15 protein-coding genes are annotated in these 15,554 nt (G+C 41.5%); 11 read left to right on the top strand and 4 right to left on the bottom strand.

The genetic code is table 11. The features are described from left to right. Nucleotides 1-77: 77 nt before the first annotated feature. Nucleotides 78-1,055 carry a M48 family metallopeptidase gene (locus ACKTT2_RS16235; protein ID WP_407888660.1) on the bottom strand — a complete coding sequence of 326 codons (978 nt, stop codon included), beginning with the start codon at nt 1,053-1,055 and terminating at the stop codon, nt 78-80. A gap of 151 nt (nt 1,056-1,206) precedes the next feature. Between ACKTT2_RS16235 and ACKTT2_RS16230 the strand changes: the two genes are divergently transcribed. From ACKTT2_RS16230 to ACKTT2_RS16215, 4 genes are all read left to right on the top strand, one after another. Then, complete coding sequence (locus ACKTT2_RS16230) at nt 1,207-2,787, top strand: ATP-dependent DNA helicase (RefSeq protein ID WP_407888658.1); 1,581 nt, start codon at nt 1,207-1,209, stop codon at nt 2,785-2,787. A 20-nt stretch (nt 2,788-2,807) separates the two neighbouring features. Continuing rightward, nucleotides 2,808-4,778 (top strand): protein kinase domain-containing protein, encoded by a 1,971-nt coding sequence (locus ACKTT2_RS16225; protein WP_407888656.1) that lies wholly within the window; start codon nt 2,808-2,810, stop codon nt 4,776-4,778. 22 nt (nt 4,779-4,800) lie between these two features. Further along, a complete protein-coding gene (locus ACKTT2_RS16220) occupies nt 4,801-5,868 on the top strand; it encodes a WD40 repeat domain-containing protein (RefSeq protein WP_407888654.1) in 1,068 nt (355 codons plus the stop codon). 156 nt (nt 5,869-6,024) lie between these two features. After that, nucleotides 6,025-6,240: a DUF2839 domain-containing protein gene (locus tag ACKTT2_RS16215; protein ID WP_407888652.1), complete on the top strand. Its 216-nt coding sequence runs from the start codon at nt 6,025-6,027 to the stop codon at nt 6,238-6,240. Between the two features lie 255 nt (nt 6,241-6,495). On the opposite strand, the gene ACKTT2_RS16210 is transcribed toward ACKTT2_RS16215, so the two are convergent. Continuing rightward, nucleotides 6,496-6,648: a hypothetical protein gene (locus ACKTT2_RS16210; RefSeq protein ID WP_407888650.1), complete on the bottom strand. Its 153-nt coding sequence runs from the start codon at nt 6,646-6,648 to the stop codon at nt 6,496-6,498. A gap of 638 nt (nt 6,649-7,286) precedes the next feature. Here ACKTT2_RS16210 and ACKTT2_RS16205 point away from each other — a divergent pair. Further along, entirely contained in the window at nt 7,287-7,631 is a 345-nt protein-coding gene (locus ACKTT2_RS16205) for a DUF1815 family protein (RefSeq protein WP_407888648.1), read from the top strand. Nucleotides 7,632-8,230: 599 nt separating this feature from the next. Next, nucleotides 8,231-8,731: an acyl-CoA thioesterase gene (locus ACKTT2_RS16200; RefSeq protein WP_407888646.1), complete on the top strand. Its 501-nt coding sequence runs from the start codon at nt 8,231-8,233 to the stop codon at nt 8,729-8,731. Nucleotides 8,732-8,907: 176 nt separating this feature from the next. Here the strand turns inward: ACKTT2_RS16200 and ACKTT2_RS16195 are convergent, their stop codons facing one another. Both ACKTT2_RS16195 and ACKTT2_RS16190 read right to left on the bottom strand, forming a co-directional pair. Beyond that, nucleotides 8,908-9,117, bottom strand: coding sequence for a hypothetical protein (locus ACKTT2_RS16195; protein WP_407888643.1), 210 nt, complete (start codon nt 9,115-9,117; stop codon nt 8,908-8,910). 867 nt (nt 9,118-9,984) lie between these two features. After that, nucleotides 9,985-11,181, bottom strand: coding sequence for a 1-deoxy-D-xylulose-5-phosphate reductoisomerase (locus tag ACKTT2_RS16190; RefSeq protein WP_407888641.1), 1,197 nt, complete (start codon nt 11,179-11,181; stop codon nt 9,985-9,987). Between the two features lie 260 nt (nt 11,182-11,441). Here ACKTT2_RS16190 and ACKTT2_RS16185 point away from each other — a divergent pair, with 260 nt between their 5' ends. The 5 genes from ACKTT2_RS16185 (at nt 11,442) to ACKTT2_RS16165 (ending at nt 15,546) form a co-directional block, all read left to right on the top strand. Then, on the top strand, nt 11,442-12,182 hold the full coding sequence (locus ACKTT2_RS16185; RefSeq protein WP_407888639.1) for a class I SAM-dependent methyltransferase: 741 nt from the start codon (nt 11,442-11,444) through the stop codon (nt 12,180-12,182). A 125-nt stretch (nt 12,183-12,307) separates the two neighbouring features. Further along, nucleotides 12,308-12,598, top strand: coding sequence for a nucleotidyltransferase family protein (locus ACKTT2_RS16180; protein WP_407888637.1), 291 nt, complete (start codon nt 12,308-12,310; stop codon nt 12,596-12,598). Then, on the top strand, nt 12,588-12,932 hold the full coding sequence (locus ACKTT2_RS16175) for a HepT-like ribonuclease domain-containing protein (protein ID WP_407888635.1): 345 nt from the start codon (nt 12,588-12,590) through the stop codon (nt 12,930-12,932). The genes ACKTT2_RS16180 and ACKTT2_RS16175 overlap by 11 nt, the downstream gene beginning before the upstream one ends. 314 nt (nt 12,933-13,246) lie before the next feature. Continuing rightward, the gene (locus ACKTT2_RS16170) at nt 13,247-14,221 is read left to right on the top strand and encodes a glycosyltransferase family 2 protein (RefSeq protein ID WP_407888633.1); all 975 of its coding nucleotides are present in this window, start codon (nt 13,247-13,249) and stop codon (nt 14,219-14,221) included. Nucleotides 14,222-14,373: 152 nt separating this feature from the next. After that, complete coding sequence (locus ACKTT2_RS16165) at nt 14,374-15,546, top strand: putative hexosyltransferase (protein ID WP_407888703.1); 1,173 nt, start codon at nt 14,374-14,376, stop codon at nt 15,544-15,546. Nucleotides 15,547-15,554: the final 8 nt, after the last annotated feature.

The following is a 15,554-nucleotide window of genomic DNA, read 5'->3' as shown; positions in this document are numbered from 1 at the left end:
TTTGCGCCTCTCGTTCCCAGGCTTAGCCTGGGAATGCGTAGAGCGAGGCTCAGCCTCGCATTCTCTATACAAGAGGCTTATATATTACCAGAATCAGATCTTCTCATTCTGTCAATTTCTCTTTGCAATTCTTCAATTTGCCGACGCAAAGTATCCACCTCTCCTCGTTGAGCAGTTTCTGCTTCTACATTAACTGCACCAGATGCGGGCGAACGTTGATAGTTCCCCCTCTTAATTTGCCGATACTCCTCTGATTCTGCCCACTGTCGCAAATAATGCACGCGCTCTACAGCAAATGGATGGCTTAAAAATACACCTCTACCTCCGTTATAAATCAAAAATTTGTAAATTTGATTGAATCCATCAGCATCAAGTGCTTGATAATCCTCTGACTGACGAATAAACTCTTGTAAGCTGCATTCGTTAGCATATTTAAGACTGCCCCCAGAAACTTTCATCATTGAAGTCATCACTGGGTTCAAGTCATCCATAACTAACAAAGCAGCCCGATCTGCTGATAACTCAGCTTTGCGTCGCCATTCATAGAAGGCGTAAATCAACCCTTGACTTAATAAGTTACCTATGCCTAAAGTTAATTCTCCAATGACAGATGCAGCACTCATCGCCCATATTGCCATTTGAATTAAAATAGTATGACCACATTTAATATGCCCCAGTTCATGGGCTAACACAGCCCTGATTTCGGCTTCGCTTAGCAAGTCTAAAATCCCTGTATTGATGACTATATAAGGATGCTCTTGCCCAAGCGCGTAGCTATTGGCTTGGGGATTTTGTTCGACAAACAGTGTTGGTTCTGGATAAATATCCAAATCCCGCACGCATTCCCGAAACATATGGTAAATAGTGGAATATTGACGAGGCCCAACTTGGATGGTGTTACCCATTAGATAAATTAACTGAGGGCGCTCAACAAAAAATTCCACGAACTTCCGGGCGATAAAATCAAACCCCGGTAAACTACGTAGGGCTTCCTCAGCTTGGCGGTCTAGGGGATGTTTAAAGGCTTCACTAGAGATTCCTGTATAAGTTGGCATAACTTAATTGTTAATTATTAGTGGTTAGTTATTAGTTGCTAATATAGCAAGCTACTGACGAATAACCACTAACAACTAACGACTAACCACGTAATGGATTTTTATGGGGCTATTACAAGTAAAAAATGAATTTGTAGGGGATTGAAAGCGAGTGATTGAGGCAGAAGTTCATTTATCACTACATAACTTCCTGCGATCGCAGGCGGGGTTCCCTTCGTGGCCTCATCATTTGACGATGGCACGGTTGGTGGCACGCGCTCTGCGTCTCGGACGGAGTGCTCTCATTCAAGTGGGGGCAGTGAGTGGCTATCAAGGGAGATATCGCACGAGTTTTGTTGCTTCGGCTTTGATGTGGCCCGGATCGGTGATTATTGTTGCCACCCAAACCGTACAGCAACGCTTGTTAAAGGTAGAAATACCTCGCCTGCAGCAGTGGTTGCAAGTCAATAAGCCAATCAGAACGGGGGACACTTGGCCCGGACATGATTTCCAGGGGCTACTTCTCATTTCTCCGGATGCTTGGTTAAAAGGACAACTTTCATCAGAGAATAGTTTTCCAGCTGGCATTCCCACAATTATTGATGGGGTAGACGATTTAGAAGATTGGGCGCGTCAACAAATGGCAGCCAGTTTGGAAGCACATGATTGGGATGAACTCATGCTCGCTTACCCAAGCCAAGCAGAAACAATTCGTGCTGCACGAGTACAACTCACCCACGAACTCTTCCAACATCCAGCCAACCCTTACGAGTGCTATCTCCTGACTTTAGCTGAAGAAGAAGTTTTGAGCCGCTTGTTTGGAGCATTGGACATAGCAAAGACACCACAAGCATGGCAAAACTTCTGGCATCAATTCAAAGAACGCCACGAAAACCTCCCCCTCACCCTGTCTTCTCCCCCTCATCCTCCCTCTCCTCCCCTCCTCTGGGCAACTATCGCTCGCCGTCAGGGTTTATTTTCTTTACACTGCGCCCCCATTCAATTAAGCAAGAGACTAGAGACAATTTGGCAACGTCAACCTGTCGTGCTTGTTGGGACTGCGTTAGAACCAGAAACGGAAGCACCTCTATTCCGCGCTCGATTGGGTTTAGGCGATTTGACTTGTTTGAAGTTTTCATCGGATAGCCAAACAGAAGCCATCCAATTGTACGTTCCTTACCAGTTCCCCCTACCTAATACGCCAGAATTTCAAGCAGCATTTATTCACAAAGTGCGAACTTTGGTTTGTCTCAGTGCTACAGCCCCTGGTTTGACTCTTGTTATCGTGGGAGATGTACCATTAAAAGCTCAAGTGGGCGCTATTCTGGCGGCTGAATTCGGTTCGCGAGTACAAGTAGAAAAAACTTGTTTGGATGAGAAAGGGATTTTGGTAACAGGCTGGGAATTCTGGCGCGAACATCAAAAAGTTTTGCCCGCCCCCCAACTCCTGGTTGTCTCCACTTTGCCCCTGCCATCTTTAGAACATCCTTTAGTGGCAGGAAGAGTGTCATACTATAAGCGATCGCATCAGGATTGGTTCCGTCTGTACTTGTTACCAGCAGCATTGAATGAATTGCAACGGGCAATAGCCCCCGTGCGAGAAAGCAAAGGTGTTGTTGCCTTACTAGATACTCGTGTCATTCTCAGAAGCTACGGCGCTCAGATTTTGGCAGCCCTCAGCCCTTTGGCACGTATCAATTATCTCGACCCCAGCTTGTTCTCCCCCACGCAAGAAGATTCTGCTAACCACTAACCACTAACCACTAACAGCTTATGAACGGTCAACTTTTGGGTGGTCGTTATCAAATTATTCAAGTTTTAGCACAAGGAGGATTTGGGCAAACTTATCTTGCCAACGACACCCATCGTCCCGGTCATCCTGTTTGTGTTGTTAAGCAATTACGACCAACAAAACAAAATCCAGAATTGATGCCAAAAATTCAGCTTTGGTTTAAAAATGAAGCGGAAATTTTGGAAAAATTAGGTTTGCACGAGCAAATCCCCCAATTATTAGCATATTTTGCCGAAAAAAAAGAATTTTATCTCGTTCAAGAGTACATTGCCGGACATACTCTCACTCAAGAGTTAATTGTGGGACAACCTTGGGACTCACAACGAGTTATCAATTTATTAACTGGTATTTTAGAAATCTTAAAATTTGTTCACAGTTATGGAGTTATTCACCGCGATGTCAAACCTTCTAACTTAATTAGAAGACAAACAGACGGGAAGTTAGTTTTAATCGACTTTGGTACAGTTAAACAAATTCCTCCCCTAGATGGACAAGGTGTACCAAATTTAACCCTGGCAGTAGGGACTCCTGCTTATATGCCCCCAGAACAGGTTTACGGTTACCCTCAGCTGAACAGCGATATTTATGCAGTGGGGGTGGTTGGCATACAAGCAGCAAGCGGATTATCCGCTCAAGAAGTAAAAACTCTCATCGATCCTAATAGTCCGTATGCAGGTATAAAAGATTGGCGCGATAATACTTCAATTAGTCAAGAACTGGCTAATATCCTTGGGAAAATGGTAGATTCCGACCGCCGCCAACGCTATCAAGCAGTGGAAGAGGTCTTACAAGACTTACAAAAAATTAACCAATCTAGTCGAACTCTTGCTGTTGAATCAAGATCGCCAATTTTCAGTAATTCTACAGTTTCAAGTGTAACAAGAATTGAATCATCCCCCCAGAATAAATTTTTAACAAATTGGTTACCCATAGGGCTAGGAGTTATAACCCTTGCGATCGCTACAGCAGCTGGGTTTTACTTTTTCCTAAGACCTAAATCCCCAGTCATTCCAGAAGCCAATCCTATAAGCCAACAACCAACCCCCTCAGAAGGTCAAAACAGAGAATACAGAGAATACACTCTTGCCAGAGTTGTTCCTGCTCATGACAGTTTTGTGTGGTCAGTTGCTTTAAGTGGTGATGGACAAATTCTCGCAAGTGGTAGCGAGGACAAAACTATTAAAATTTGGCAAGCCGATACGGGAAAACTCTTACACACGCTTAAATCTCATACTGAGAATGTCAGGGTAGTGACTCTGAGTGCAGATGGACAAACACTAGTCAGCGGGAGTGGGGATAATACTATTAAAATTTGGCAAACACGAACTGGTCAGTTGCTAAATACTCTCAGGGGTCACTCTCAACCCGTGTGGTCGGTGACCTTGAGCCGCGACGGTGAAACTCTTGTCAGTGGAAGTGAAGATAACACTATTAAAATTTGGAATGTCCGTACTGGAGAACTCTTAAAAACTCTCAACGGACACACAAGCGCTGTTTTTTCTCTGGCTTTAACACCTGATGGTAGAACTCTTGTCAGTAGTAGCCAAGATAAAACTATCAAAATTTGGAATCTCCAAACCGGAAAATTAATTCGCACGCTTGAAGATCGTACTGATGCTGTTAGATCTGTCGCTATCAGTCCAGATGGGCAAAAGTTTGCTAGTGGCAGTTGGGACAAGACAATAAAGGTTTGGAATCTCGGAACAGGTAAGTTACTTCGCACAATTCAAGGACATAGCGATCGCGTTGTTGCTGTTGCTTTTGGCTTTGATGGCGAAACGCTTGCGAGTGCAAGTGTTGATAAAACAGTTAAGATTTGGGACTTAAAAACTGGAAATTTGTATCAAACGCTTTCCGGTCACTCGGACTGGGTATTGTCTATGACGGTGAGTTCTTGGGGACACATTCTAGTAAGTGGTAGTCGCGATCGAACGATGAGGATATGGAAATAACGTAAAAAGTTAGAGGTCTTCCATGCTAGATGACAAAACAACAACTCAAAATCAAACTCCGATTCGCAAACCATCGAAATTGCTTATTGGAGGTATTGCAGCTGTAGTAGCGCTTTCTGGTACTGCATTTGGGGTTTATCAGTGGCAAACTCATAATTCTTCCATTGAAGCAAAAGCCGTAGATTGGCAGAAGATTCAGCTTGTAAAAACCTTTACAGGTCATACCGACAAGGTTTGGTCGGTTGCAGTGAGTCCCAAGCCTGTGTCAAAGGATCGTATGCCTTTACTTGCTACAGCTAGTGAGGATAAAACTGTTCGACTTTGGGACTTACAAACAGGAAAACAGCTTAAGACTTTGTTTGGGCATACTAAAGGAGTTTTGTCAGTTGCCTTTAGTCCCAACGGACAAATGTTAGCGAGTAGTGGCAAGGACGCAACTATCAAGCTTTGGGATGTACCATCGGGAGAACTCATTCGGACTTTGGCAGAACATCCTAAGAATGTCAGATCGGTTGTTTTTAGTCCCGATGGGCAAACACTGGTGAGTAGCAGTTGGGATAACACAATTAAAGTATGGAACGTAGAAACTGGTAAATCTCTCCATACTCTCAAAGGGCATACCGAAGGAGTGTTTGCTGTTGCTATGAGTCCTGACGGTCAAACCATTGCTAGCGCTAGCAAAGACAAAACTATAAAGCTTTGGAACCCAATTAAAGGTATACTCATCAGTACTATACGCGGACATCAAGATTCAGTGCGATCGCTTGCATTCAGCCCTGATGGACAAACACTCGCGACTGGTAGCAACGACAAAACAATCAAATTGTGGAATGTCAGTACTGGACAACTCAAGCGAACTCTTGCAGGTCACACCAGTTTGATTAACTCTATTGCCTTCAACCCAGACGGACAAACTATAATTAGTGGCAGCGAAGATAAAACCATCAAACTCTGGAATGGAAGTACGGGAGAACAAATCCGTACATTGACATCATATTCCGACGTTGTTACATCTGTTGTCTTTTATCCAGATGGGCAAGGCTTTGCCAGTGGTAGTGGTGACAAGACTGCCAAAGTCTTTTCTTTGTAGAATAATTCTTTGTCAATGTCCTATGCTCCAATCCCCAATCCCTAATCCCTAATCCCCAATCCCCAAGAGAAAACTGCTAAAACTCATAACTTTTTCTTACCATCGCTGCAACCAAGCGCTATTATCAGCCATAGGTATTGATTTTTCTTGAACATTATGGGTGAAGCAAAGCGTCGTAAAGAATTGATAGGGGAGAAATACGGTCAAGAAGCCCGTATCCTACCTTGGATACCCGTTACCAAATCTCAAGCAGAATTTCTTGTGAAATGGGCAAATCGCCTAACTTGGTTTGGAATCGGCGGTTTAGTTGCTGCTTGGTTGACCATTCGTTTTATCGGTCCGGCTTTTGGTTGGTGGCAAATTGTTGATTAGGGAGTAGGGAGTAGGGAGTAGGGAGTAGGGAGTAGGGGAAAAACTACCAACTACTAACTACTAACTACTAACCAAGTATCCAATTTCTGCCGAAATGGCAACATAGGTTTTTAGATTTTAAGTATATTCAGCTATAAGTTAAACGATTAAGGTTTTTCATTTGAGATTGTAGAGAGGAAAAGATTGTATAGATAGTTACCCTTCCGATTTGTAGTTGTCGGCGGAAGGGCAAAAACTACTTGCTTCAGGTCTAATTTACAGAAATGCCCATGTTAGGTTGGAAACCAAGCCATACACAATCGCAGTATACTGAGGAAACTTGCTACATTGGTAGTAGGATGGGCATTGCCCACCAACATCTGCTGCATAAGTAGTAGGATGGGCATTGCCCACCAACATCTGCTGCATAAGTAGTGTAGACAGTGTTTACCGTATTTAGGGGTGGTAGGTAATACATTGGCTTGCATAAAAGCAACCATGTCTGCCCCATATTATATTAGTCCTTCACGGAACATCACAAAAATCTTGCTATGAAAGAGAAGTCTTAACCCTCTGCCCTGTGCTTTTTTCAAAACAGTGAAGCAGATACTTGGAATATTGTGTCATACTAATTGCTGTGAGATAACTGTCAAGTCAGCTTGCCATCTCTTACAATACTAAGGGTGTAAAGATGCACTTGTAGCATCAGGGGTAGCATTTTCAGTGCAATGTAGCCGATAAAGAGGAAATATCGGTATTTTCTTCAGTTGACTTGTGCGAAATTTAAGTTAATCTAATAGCGAATTACCACTGCTTTCCGTCTACCTCGACAGAACTGTATAAAAACAATATAAATTTTTGCCGTTCTGTCCGAAATTATGGACTAGCAAACTGAATATTTTGATACGACAACTCAAAAATATATAGATTAACCTAAATCTAGGTAACAATTAAGGATTCTGTTTACATCTATAAATTGTAATGAATAGTTTACAATACCAGTTGGAGAGAGAATCTAAAGAAAATATAAAAGAGACCCAAATGATAGTGGTGTTAGGAGGAAAGACGTGTTTCTCAGATTAGCACAACAACATCGGCAATTTGTCCAGGACTTAGTGATGAACCTGCAAGCTTTAGCAATCGTGCTAGAGAGACGGGGATATCCAGCATCCTGCTATACTTGTGGCGACCAAATGAACAGTGCTTCGTTTATGGTCAGTTTAGGAGAAAATCACCTCATCCGATTTTTGGTGTCCGATTATGGCATCACTTGGACTGAGATGCGGGACGATCGCGAATTGATGAAATTAGAAGGTGCAGAAGCGGTCAATCAATTACAGGAACTTGCCAATATTGTCAAGCATCCCGTGCAACCACCCATAGCAACTAAAACTCTAGCGAAGCGTTACTAAATTTAACATTGCTAAAAAGCTCATTGCCGATCGCTAATTGCTTTCCCTAAAAAATGGTGAGCCATAAATCATTAACTATTAGCCATTAGCAATTAGCTCTTAGCTATGGAGATGAGGCTACCTATCAAAGAATGAGCACTCACATTATTTGATACTTATTATTGTCAAATTCGTTTGGGCAATAAAGTCAGTGCAATATGTACTTACTTAACAATTGAGTATCGCCACTGATAGCGGCTCGTACTCAAGCACTAACGCATTTAGCGCCGATTTTCAGCATCAAAGCAATTACAATCAAAGTTTCCTCTCCATTACCTTAATTTCCTGGTGTATAAAGGCAGAAGTAAGAAGGCAAAGGAGTCACTGCGGTGGACGGGTTCCACAGGCTACAGCAAGTGGCGTGGCAGAAGGTGCAAACGCTGGAGTAATATCTGCAATCTTTTTCTCACCAAAACTGAGCAGTATTGCGCCTGCGATCCCTCTTCATTTCAACTATTGCAGTATAGCACTGGGATCGCTCCATATCATTAAAAAATTTGTTGCACACTTTGTACAAATTTTATGCTATGTCAGATGAGGCAGTCTCTTGAGTTTTGAAAATGTCAGAAGAAACACTAAATCAGCCACAACTTCCTCCCACAAGTGCTCTTGACAAACTATCAAATCAAGGGTCAGAAAATTGGTTTGAATATCCTGTAAGAGTTCAACCACACCATACTGACTATGCTGGTGTTGTTTGGCACGGTACTTACATAGCTTGGATGGAAGAAGCACGTGTAGAATGCTTGCGAGCAATTGGGGTTGACTACGCCGAACTTGTAGTTTTGGGTTGCGATCTACCCGTTGTAGAACTATCAGTACGCTATCACCGTTCTATTCAATTAGGCATGGCAGCAGTTGTGAGAACGCGCATGGCTGAAGTCACAGGAGTTCGTATTAACTGGGATTACGCCATTGAATCGCCAGATAGACAAGAATTATATGTAACTGCACAAGTGACTTTAGTGGCAGTAGACCGTGAAAGAGGTAAAATTTTGCGTCAATTACCCGCCACAGTCCAAGATGTTTTGGCACGCCTTTCTGCATCAATAAGTCAGTGACCAGTATAGTGACCAGTGACCAGTTACGTAATCAGGTGTATTCGTACTACATCGTTATTAAAACGATAGAAATTACAAAAAAGCGGAACAGAGAACAAACAGAAAATTCCCTCTGAATTTTAAGCGTGGGAGATACTTCTTACATCGATCGCTGGTCACTGGTCGCTGGTCACTGGTCACTGGTCATTGTACTGGTCACTAGTCACTGTTTGCGTGGATTTGGGCAAATTCATGACAGAGTTCCAGATATCTGGTGGACTAATACCAAAACCCGCTTCTAATAAAACAATACTGACAGCAACAATAAATGCAGTATTTGCCGTTGTTTTCATAGCTTTAACTAGGATTGTAAAGACAATCCAAGCTACAAGCAGTGTAGCAATCATAGACACACTACTCCTTTGAGATAACCCTGATGAACAAATATGTGAATTGACAAAGAAAAATCGGACATTTGTAACAATTACAAATGTAATACTCTCATAAGCATAGAAGTTGTATATGCTCTGACGCAAAATATATACGTCTAACGTATTACGGGTTCGTTTTGAGTTTTGTAATTGTTCTCCGCTTAATATACAACAAAAAAATCAGAAATAGGGTAAGTTTTAGATACTTTTTTTAAAAAAACAATGGTAAATTTTATTGAATTTCTTCAATTGATGCTTTAGGAGTTATAATAGTCTGGGATAGTGTTTTCTATAATCGTTATATAAAAAATCAGTATTTTTCAGGATGGCATAATACAAAAAGTTGCTGTAAAACAGTATTATTCAGTACCAACTATATAAGCTTCTAATAGAATAAATATTTTTTATTGTTGGTTGCTTTATAGGGAAATTACCTTTCTTTTGAATTAAGAAAGCGAAGAGCGTAAAGCTTTACGTTCAATATAAAATTTATGTATCGCGTTCTTTTTTCCAACAAGTATCATTGATATAGAACTCCTATTTGATTTTTGAAATATACGTAGGTAGGGAAGACAGCCCACCACATAAACCTTTTGGTGGGTATTGCCCAACGCCACTCCTAGCAGTCGCGCATAAAGACGCGCACGAGGGTGGCTCCCCTACAGTACTGAGATTTTTTCATAAATCATTTATGATTCCTATTTTGATAAGGATAACCTTAAGGTACTGTATATCCAGGTAAACCATTGGTGAAAAGCTAATTAAAGTCAGCATTCAAAAGTCAAAAGTTAAAGCATTTTATTTTTTAACTTTTGACTTTTCACTTATTCACTCCTTTGCGAGTTACCGTGCAGAAATAATATGAGAGCGAGATTGTAGGTTTTCAGTTGCTGTGAGAACTTCCTGTCTTGCCCATCGATCTGCTGCTACAATGTCGTCTAAAGAGGGATTTGAACGGTTATCTTTTGAGTGGCGATCGCACACCCATTCAATACACCAAGGAATATCTAAAAACCGAATTTTTTCTTCCGAAAACAAAGCCACAGCTTGCTCGTTTGCCGCATTTAATACAGCTGGCATTGAACCACCAGCGCGACCCGCAGCGTATGCTAGCTTCATACAAGGATATTTTTGGTGATCGGGTTCGCGGAAGGTTAAACTGCCAACTTTCACTAAATCCAAACGTTCCCAATTTGTGTAAATACGGTCTGGCCAGGACAAAGCATAAAGTATAGGTAAACGCATATCGGGCCAACCGAGTTGAGCTAAGACAGAGGTATCTTGCAGTTCGATCAGCGAGTGAATGATACTTTGGGGATGAATCACAATTTCGATGTCTTCATAATCCAACCCAAAGAGGAAGTGCGCTTCAATGACTTCCAACCCTTTATTCATCAAAGTGGCTGAGTCTATGGTAACTTTAGGTCCCATTGTCCAATTAGGATGCTTGAGAGCATCAGCAACAGTCACCTCTGCTAACCTGTCTACTTCCCAATCACGGAAAGCACCACCAGAAGCAGTGAGTAAAATTTTCTTTAAACCAGCTTTAGGAACACCTTGCAAACACTGAAAAATAGCCGAATGTTCTGAATCAGCTGGTAATAATTTTACACCATGTTTTTCAATCAAGGGTAAAACGACGGGACCGCCAGCAATCAGTGTTTCTTTATTTACCAAGGCAATATCTTTGCCAGCCTCAATTGCTGCAATCGTCGGTAACAAACCAGCACAACCAACAATACCCGTAACGACGGTTTCGGCATCGCCATATCGGGCAACCTCAATAACTCCAGCCTCCCCTGCAAGTACAATAGGTTGGGGATCGATATCTTTAATTGCTTCAGTGAGTGCTGGTAATTTCTCTACGGCGCACAGCGCTACTATGCTGGGTCGAAATTGCCGGATTTGAGCAGCCAAAAGTTCTACATTATTCCCAGCAGCAAGTCCAACAATCCGAAAGCGATCGCTTGACTGAGCTACTATATCTAGAGTCTGGGTACCTATCGAGCCAGTAGAACCAAGAAGTGTTATTGCTTTCACAATTATTTTGGGATCGACAAACAACAATACTATAGAGTGACCAGTGACCAGTGACCAGTGACCAGTGACAGGAAGTTAATTGGTCACTTGTCATTTGCTGCGTTTCTCGATCCGGTGGCTCCGCCTGGGAATGCCTTCTTTAGAGGCTCTGCCTCTATGTTCTAATTTGAATAAGTGGCTAAGCAGAAATACACATAACTATATTAAAAAATGTAAAGATATCTGAAACCCTTACTCATCACAAATGACAATTCAAAATTATGGACAAAAATTTTTATCTCCAGTATGCCGCCGTTGAAGACAAGCATTGGTGGTTTGTTGGTCGCCGTGCGATCGTAAATAGGATAATTCGCAAGCTCGCTTTGCCCAAAAATCCCAAAATTTTAGAAGCTGGGTGCGGTACGGGCGGTAACTTGAGTATGCTGGCTCAACACGGTCAATTATCAGCCATGGAGATAGATGAAGTTGCTTGTATAATCGCTAACGAGAGGCAAGTCATCCAAGTTCTGTTAGGAAGTTTGCCAAACAATATTCCTTTTACAGAGAAATACGATCTGATTGTTATACTCGATGTCTTAGAACACATAGAGGACGATAAAGCAGCTTTGTTAGCATTGCGTTCGAAACTCAAGCCTGGTGGCTGGTTATTAGTGACAGTTCCTGCATACCAGTTTTTATGGAGTCAGCATGATGAAATTAACCATCACAAACGGCGTTATGTGTTAAAAGGCTTGAAGCAACTTGTGAGGAAAGCTGGTTTTGCAGTCAGTTACAGCAGTTACTTTAATACTTTTTTATTCCCTGTCGTTGCTCTTGTTCGTGGCTTGCGGAGGTTGTTCCGTTTGGAGAGCAATTCTGTTGCTAACAGTGATATAGCTTTGCCATCGAAACCTGTGAATCGATTTTTGAGTCTTTTGTTTGCAAGCGAGCGCTATTTACTAAACCGGTTTAGCTTACCGTTTGGTGTATCTATTGTGCTCTTGGCACAGAAAACGGACTAGGAATAGAGTTTATTTAACAAAACAAAAGAGTGAATTATAATGATTTACATATTAGTATCTATTGAGTTATCAACTTTATGATAGTATTAGCTATCGTACTATTTTAGAAATATTTTGTCAATTATATGGAACGCGATCGAGTCATTGCTATTCTCAAAAATCTAAAGACTCATTTGGCAGTGTTAGGTGTTCATTCCCTAGCTTTATTTGGTTCTGTAGCTAGAGATGAAGCTCAATCAGATAGCGATATAGATATTTTGATTGATTTAGAACCACCGATTACCTTTGACCGATACATGGATGTCAAATTCTATTTAGAGGAGCAGTTGGGAACTCGCATAGATTTGGTGACTTGGAAAGCTTTGAAGCCGCAAATTCGTGAAACTGTAGAGCAAGAAGCAATCTATGTCGCGTAATATCAAGCTGTATTTAGAAGATATTGTTTCTAGTTGTACGAAAATACTGCATTATACTCAAGCTATGACTTTTGAAGAGTTTGTTGCAGATGAGCGGACTTTTGAAGCTGTAATTTTTAACCTTTTAGTCATTGGGGAAGCTGTTAAAAATGTTCCTCAAGATATGCGTGCTCGATATCCTGAAATAGAGTGGTGTAAGATAGCTGGTTTACGAGATATTCTTGCTCATACTTATTTTCACGTAGAAGATGAGATTATTTGGGATATTGTGCAAAGTAAAATACAACTTCTACAACTACATATACAGCAATTGTTGAATACAGGTTTAGGGTAATGCGATCGCTCTAACGTATAGTGAAGAGAACTATTACAAAATAATCCCGTCTACCAATAAGTGATTTGGTTGGATTGTTGTTAAAGTGGCAAATTTTGGGCGTTGCACAAATACAGCAAGATGAATTAAGAGTATTGTATTATACTTGTATTTTCTTATACACCTGAATAGGATGAGGGGTGAAAAATATTACAAGTACTGCTTACTTGTTATTTTGCTTGCAATATGCCCTATATGATGCTTAGTTATTTAATAAGCATTTGTCCTAATACCCAATCCTCGATCCCCAATCTAACAGGAGAACTGTTATAGCTGTGATTAAGCCAATATACTCTATAGTTATACCGATATATAACGAAGAAGAAAATATCTCTGAGATGCATCGGCGTCTGTGCCACGTGATGCAGCAATTAGACGGGGAAACAGAGGTTATTCTAGTAGATGATGGAAGTCGCGATCGCTCGCTGTTTCTGATACGCGATCTCCACATAAGCGATCGTCGGATACGATACTTGAGCTTAGCTCGAAATTTTGGTCATCAGATTGCGGTTACGGCAGGTTTGAACTTCGTTCAGGGTAGGATTGCGATCGTCATGGACGCCGATCTCCAAGATCCACCAGAACTGATTCTGTCCATGATTGAAAAATGGCGACAAGGTTACCAAGTCGTTTATGCCCAACGAATCTCTCGCAAACAAGAAACTTGGCTAAAACGCTTCACGGCTTTTGCGTTTTATCGCATTCTCCAAAGGTTGTCTGATGTGGACATACCACCAGATACGGGTGATTTTTGCTTGATGGATAGGCAAGTCGTTGATATTCTCAACTCTATGCCAGAACGCAATCGCTACATTCGGGGTTTAAGGGCTTGGGTAGGGTTCCGTCAAACAGCCGTTTACTTTGAAAGAGAACCTCGTTATGCAGGAAAAGTCAAATATACCTTTGGTAAATCTTGGGCGTTAGCACTGAATGGAATTATTTCCTTGTCAAGAGTTCCCTTGCGCTTAGCAACTTACCTAGGGTTAGTGTCAGCAGTAGCAGCTGTATTTATGATATTCCTCGTGCTTTACTGGCGCTTATTCGATCCTGCAACTCCATTAATGGGCTTTACTCTGATTACCATTGCTCTATTCTTTATTGGATCTGTCCAATTATTTTGCATTGGTATTCTTGGGGAGTATATTGGTCGTATTTATGAAGAAGTGAAAGGGCGTCCTATTTATACCTTGAAAGAAACTGGAGGCGTTTCTCAATCATCAGTACTTTTAACAGTGACCAGTGACCAGTAATCAGTGACCAGTAATCAGTGACCACCTGACCAGTGACTAATACTCAATCCCCAATCCCTAATCGCCAATCCCCAATCCCTAATCCCCAACTCCCACACATTTTTTTTCCTTTGACAATGTGGCTATCGAGCCGCTTAGTCATAATCGTTGTGATGTTATTGATTGCCCCCTTGATTCCTGCTCCACCAAATGGTGTTGCTGCTAAATTTGACTGGGAGGTTTTCTATGCTTGGGATAGTGGTTGGTACGAGCAAATTGCAACTAAAGATTACTATTACTCCGATAACAATAAATTATATTCAGTTGCATTTTTTCCATTATTTCCCTTAGTTACGCGAGTATTTATGACCTTTGGCTTGCCTTTTGAAATTGCAGGTACATTGGTCAATAACTTGGCGTTTTTAGCAGCATTGGTAGTTCTTTACTTATGGGTTGAAGAGCGTTACAGTACTAGTGCTGCTCGTTGGGCGACTGCTGTTTTAGCGTGGTGTCCCTATTCTGTTTATGGAACTGTAATTTACACTGAAGGACTTTTTCTCCTGTGCAGTACATCTGCTTTAAGAGCCTTTGATAAAAAGGAATATACTTGGGTAGCATTGTGGGGATCGCTAGCCACAGCAACGCGAATCACAGGAGTAGCTCTAATAAGCGCTTTTTTATTTGCGTCTTGGAAACAGCACCGAGGTGTCAAAGCTTTCATTGCTAGTTTGGTAGCTAGTGGAGGTTTACTGCTCTACAGCTTATACTGTCAAATAAAATTTGGGGACTTCCTAGCTTTTCTCAATGCTCAGAAAGGGTGGCGTTCTTCCTATGGCTTTAACTGGGGCGGTTGGTGGAAGGTACTCATGCAAATTGTGGTTGGTTCGGTCAATGTAAGACACGGTAGCATCAAAGACTTTTCGTACCCACTGCTGTTTGCAATTGTCCTTGGGGTTGGTTATGTACTGTGGCGATTCCGTTCTCAACTAGGTTCAACAAAAGTAAGGTATGGCTTTTGTTTTTTGTTGCTTGTAGTCTGGATTATGGCAGGAGATGCATTCCTGAAAACAGTAATGATTTTTGGCGGTCTTAGTTTACTTTGGTTATCAAGGAAGAAGCTTCCTCTTGCTGCTTTTGTCTATGGCTTATGCTCCTATGCAATGATTTTTAATACAGGGCTTGTAGCCTCTGTTGACCGTTATGCCTACGCAATTGTAACGCTTTCATTTGCTTTCGGGTTGTTACTGGCTCGATATCCTCGTTTGGGTTATTTAATTATTGGCTTCTTTGCGATTCCATTGGTCACTTTTGCTGTACGATTTTCCCAGAATCTTTGGTTGGCTTAATTAGTAAA

Origin of the sequence: Scytonema hankhaensis NUACC26, assembly GCF_045865695.1 — a bacterium.
Taxonomy (GTDB): domain Bacteria; phylum Cyanobacteriota; class Cyanobacteriia; order Cyanobacteriales; family Nostocaceae; genus Scytonema.
The sequence above is the reverse complement of the archived record's forward strand: the minus strand, read 5'-3'. Positions and strand labels throughout refer to the sequence as shown.

Excerpts from the sequence above, each read along its gene's own strand:
- ACKTT2_RS16210 (WP_407888650.1), bottom strand. The coding sequence starts at position 6,648 with ATGCAGCAGATGTTGGTGGGCAATGCCCATCCTACTACTTATGCAGCA.
- ACKTT2_RS16175 (WP_407888635.1), top strand. The coding sequence starts at position 12,588 with ATGTCGCGTAATATCAAGCTGTATTTAGAAGATATTGTTTCTAGTTGT.
- ACKTT2_RS16235 (WP_407888660.1), bottom strand. The coding sequence starts at position 1,055 with ATGCCAACTTATACAGGAATCTCTAGTGAAGCCTTTAAACATCCCCTA.
- ACKTT2_RS16195 (WP_407888643.1), bottom strand. The coding sequence starts at position 9,117 with ATGATTGCTACACTGCTTGTAGCTTGGATTGTCTTTACAATCCTAGTT.
- ACKTT2_RS16180 (WP_407888637.1), top strand. The coding sequence starts at position 12,308 with ATGGAACGCGATCGAGTCATTGCTATTCTCAAAAATCTAAAGACTCAT.
- ACKTT2_RS16215 (WP_407888652.1), top strand. The coding sequence starts at position 6,025 with ATGGGTGAAGCAAAGCGTCGTAAAGAATTGATAGGGGAGAAATACGGT.
- ACKTT2_RS16185 (WP_407888639.1), top strand. The coding sequence starts at position 11,442 with ATGGACAAAAATTTTTATCTCCAGTATGCCGCCGTTGAAGACAAGCAT.
- ACKTT2_RS16165 (WP_407888703.1), top strand. The coding sequence starts at position 14,374 with ATGTTATTGATTGCCCCCTTGATTCCTGCTCCACCAAATGGTGTTGCT.
- ACKTT2_RS16225 (WP_407888656.1), top strand. The coding sequence starts at position 2,808 with ATGAACGGTCAACTTTTGGGTGGTCGTTATCAAATTATTCAAGTTTTA.
- ACKTT2_RS16200 (WP_407888646.1), top strand. The coding sequence starts at position 8,231 with ATGTCAGAAGAAACACTAAATCAGCCACAACTTCCTCCCACAAGTGCT.
- ACKTT2_RS16220 (WP_407888654.1), top strand. The coding sequence starts at position 4,801 with ATGCTAGATGACAAAACAACAACTCAAAATCAAACTCCGATTCGCAAA.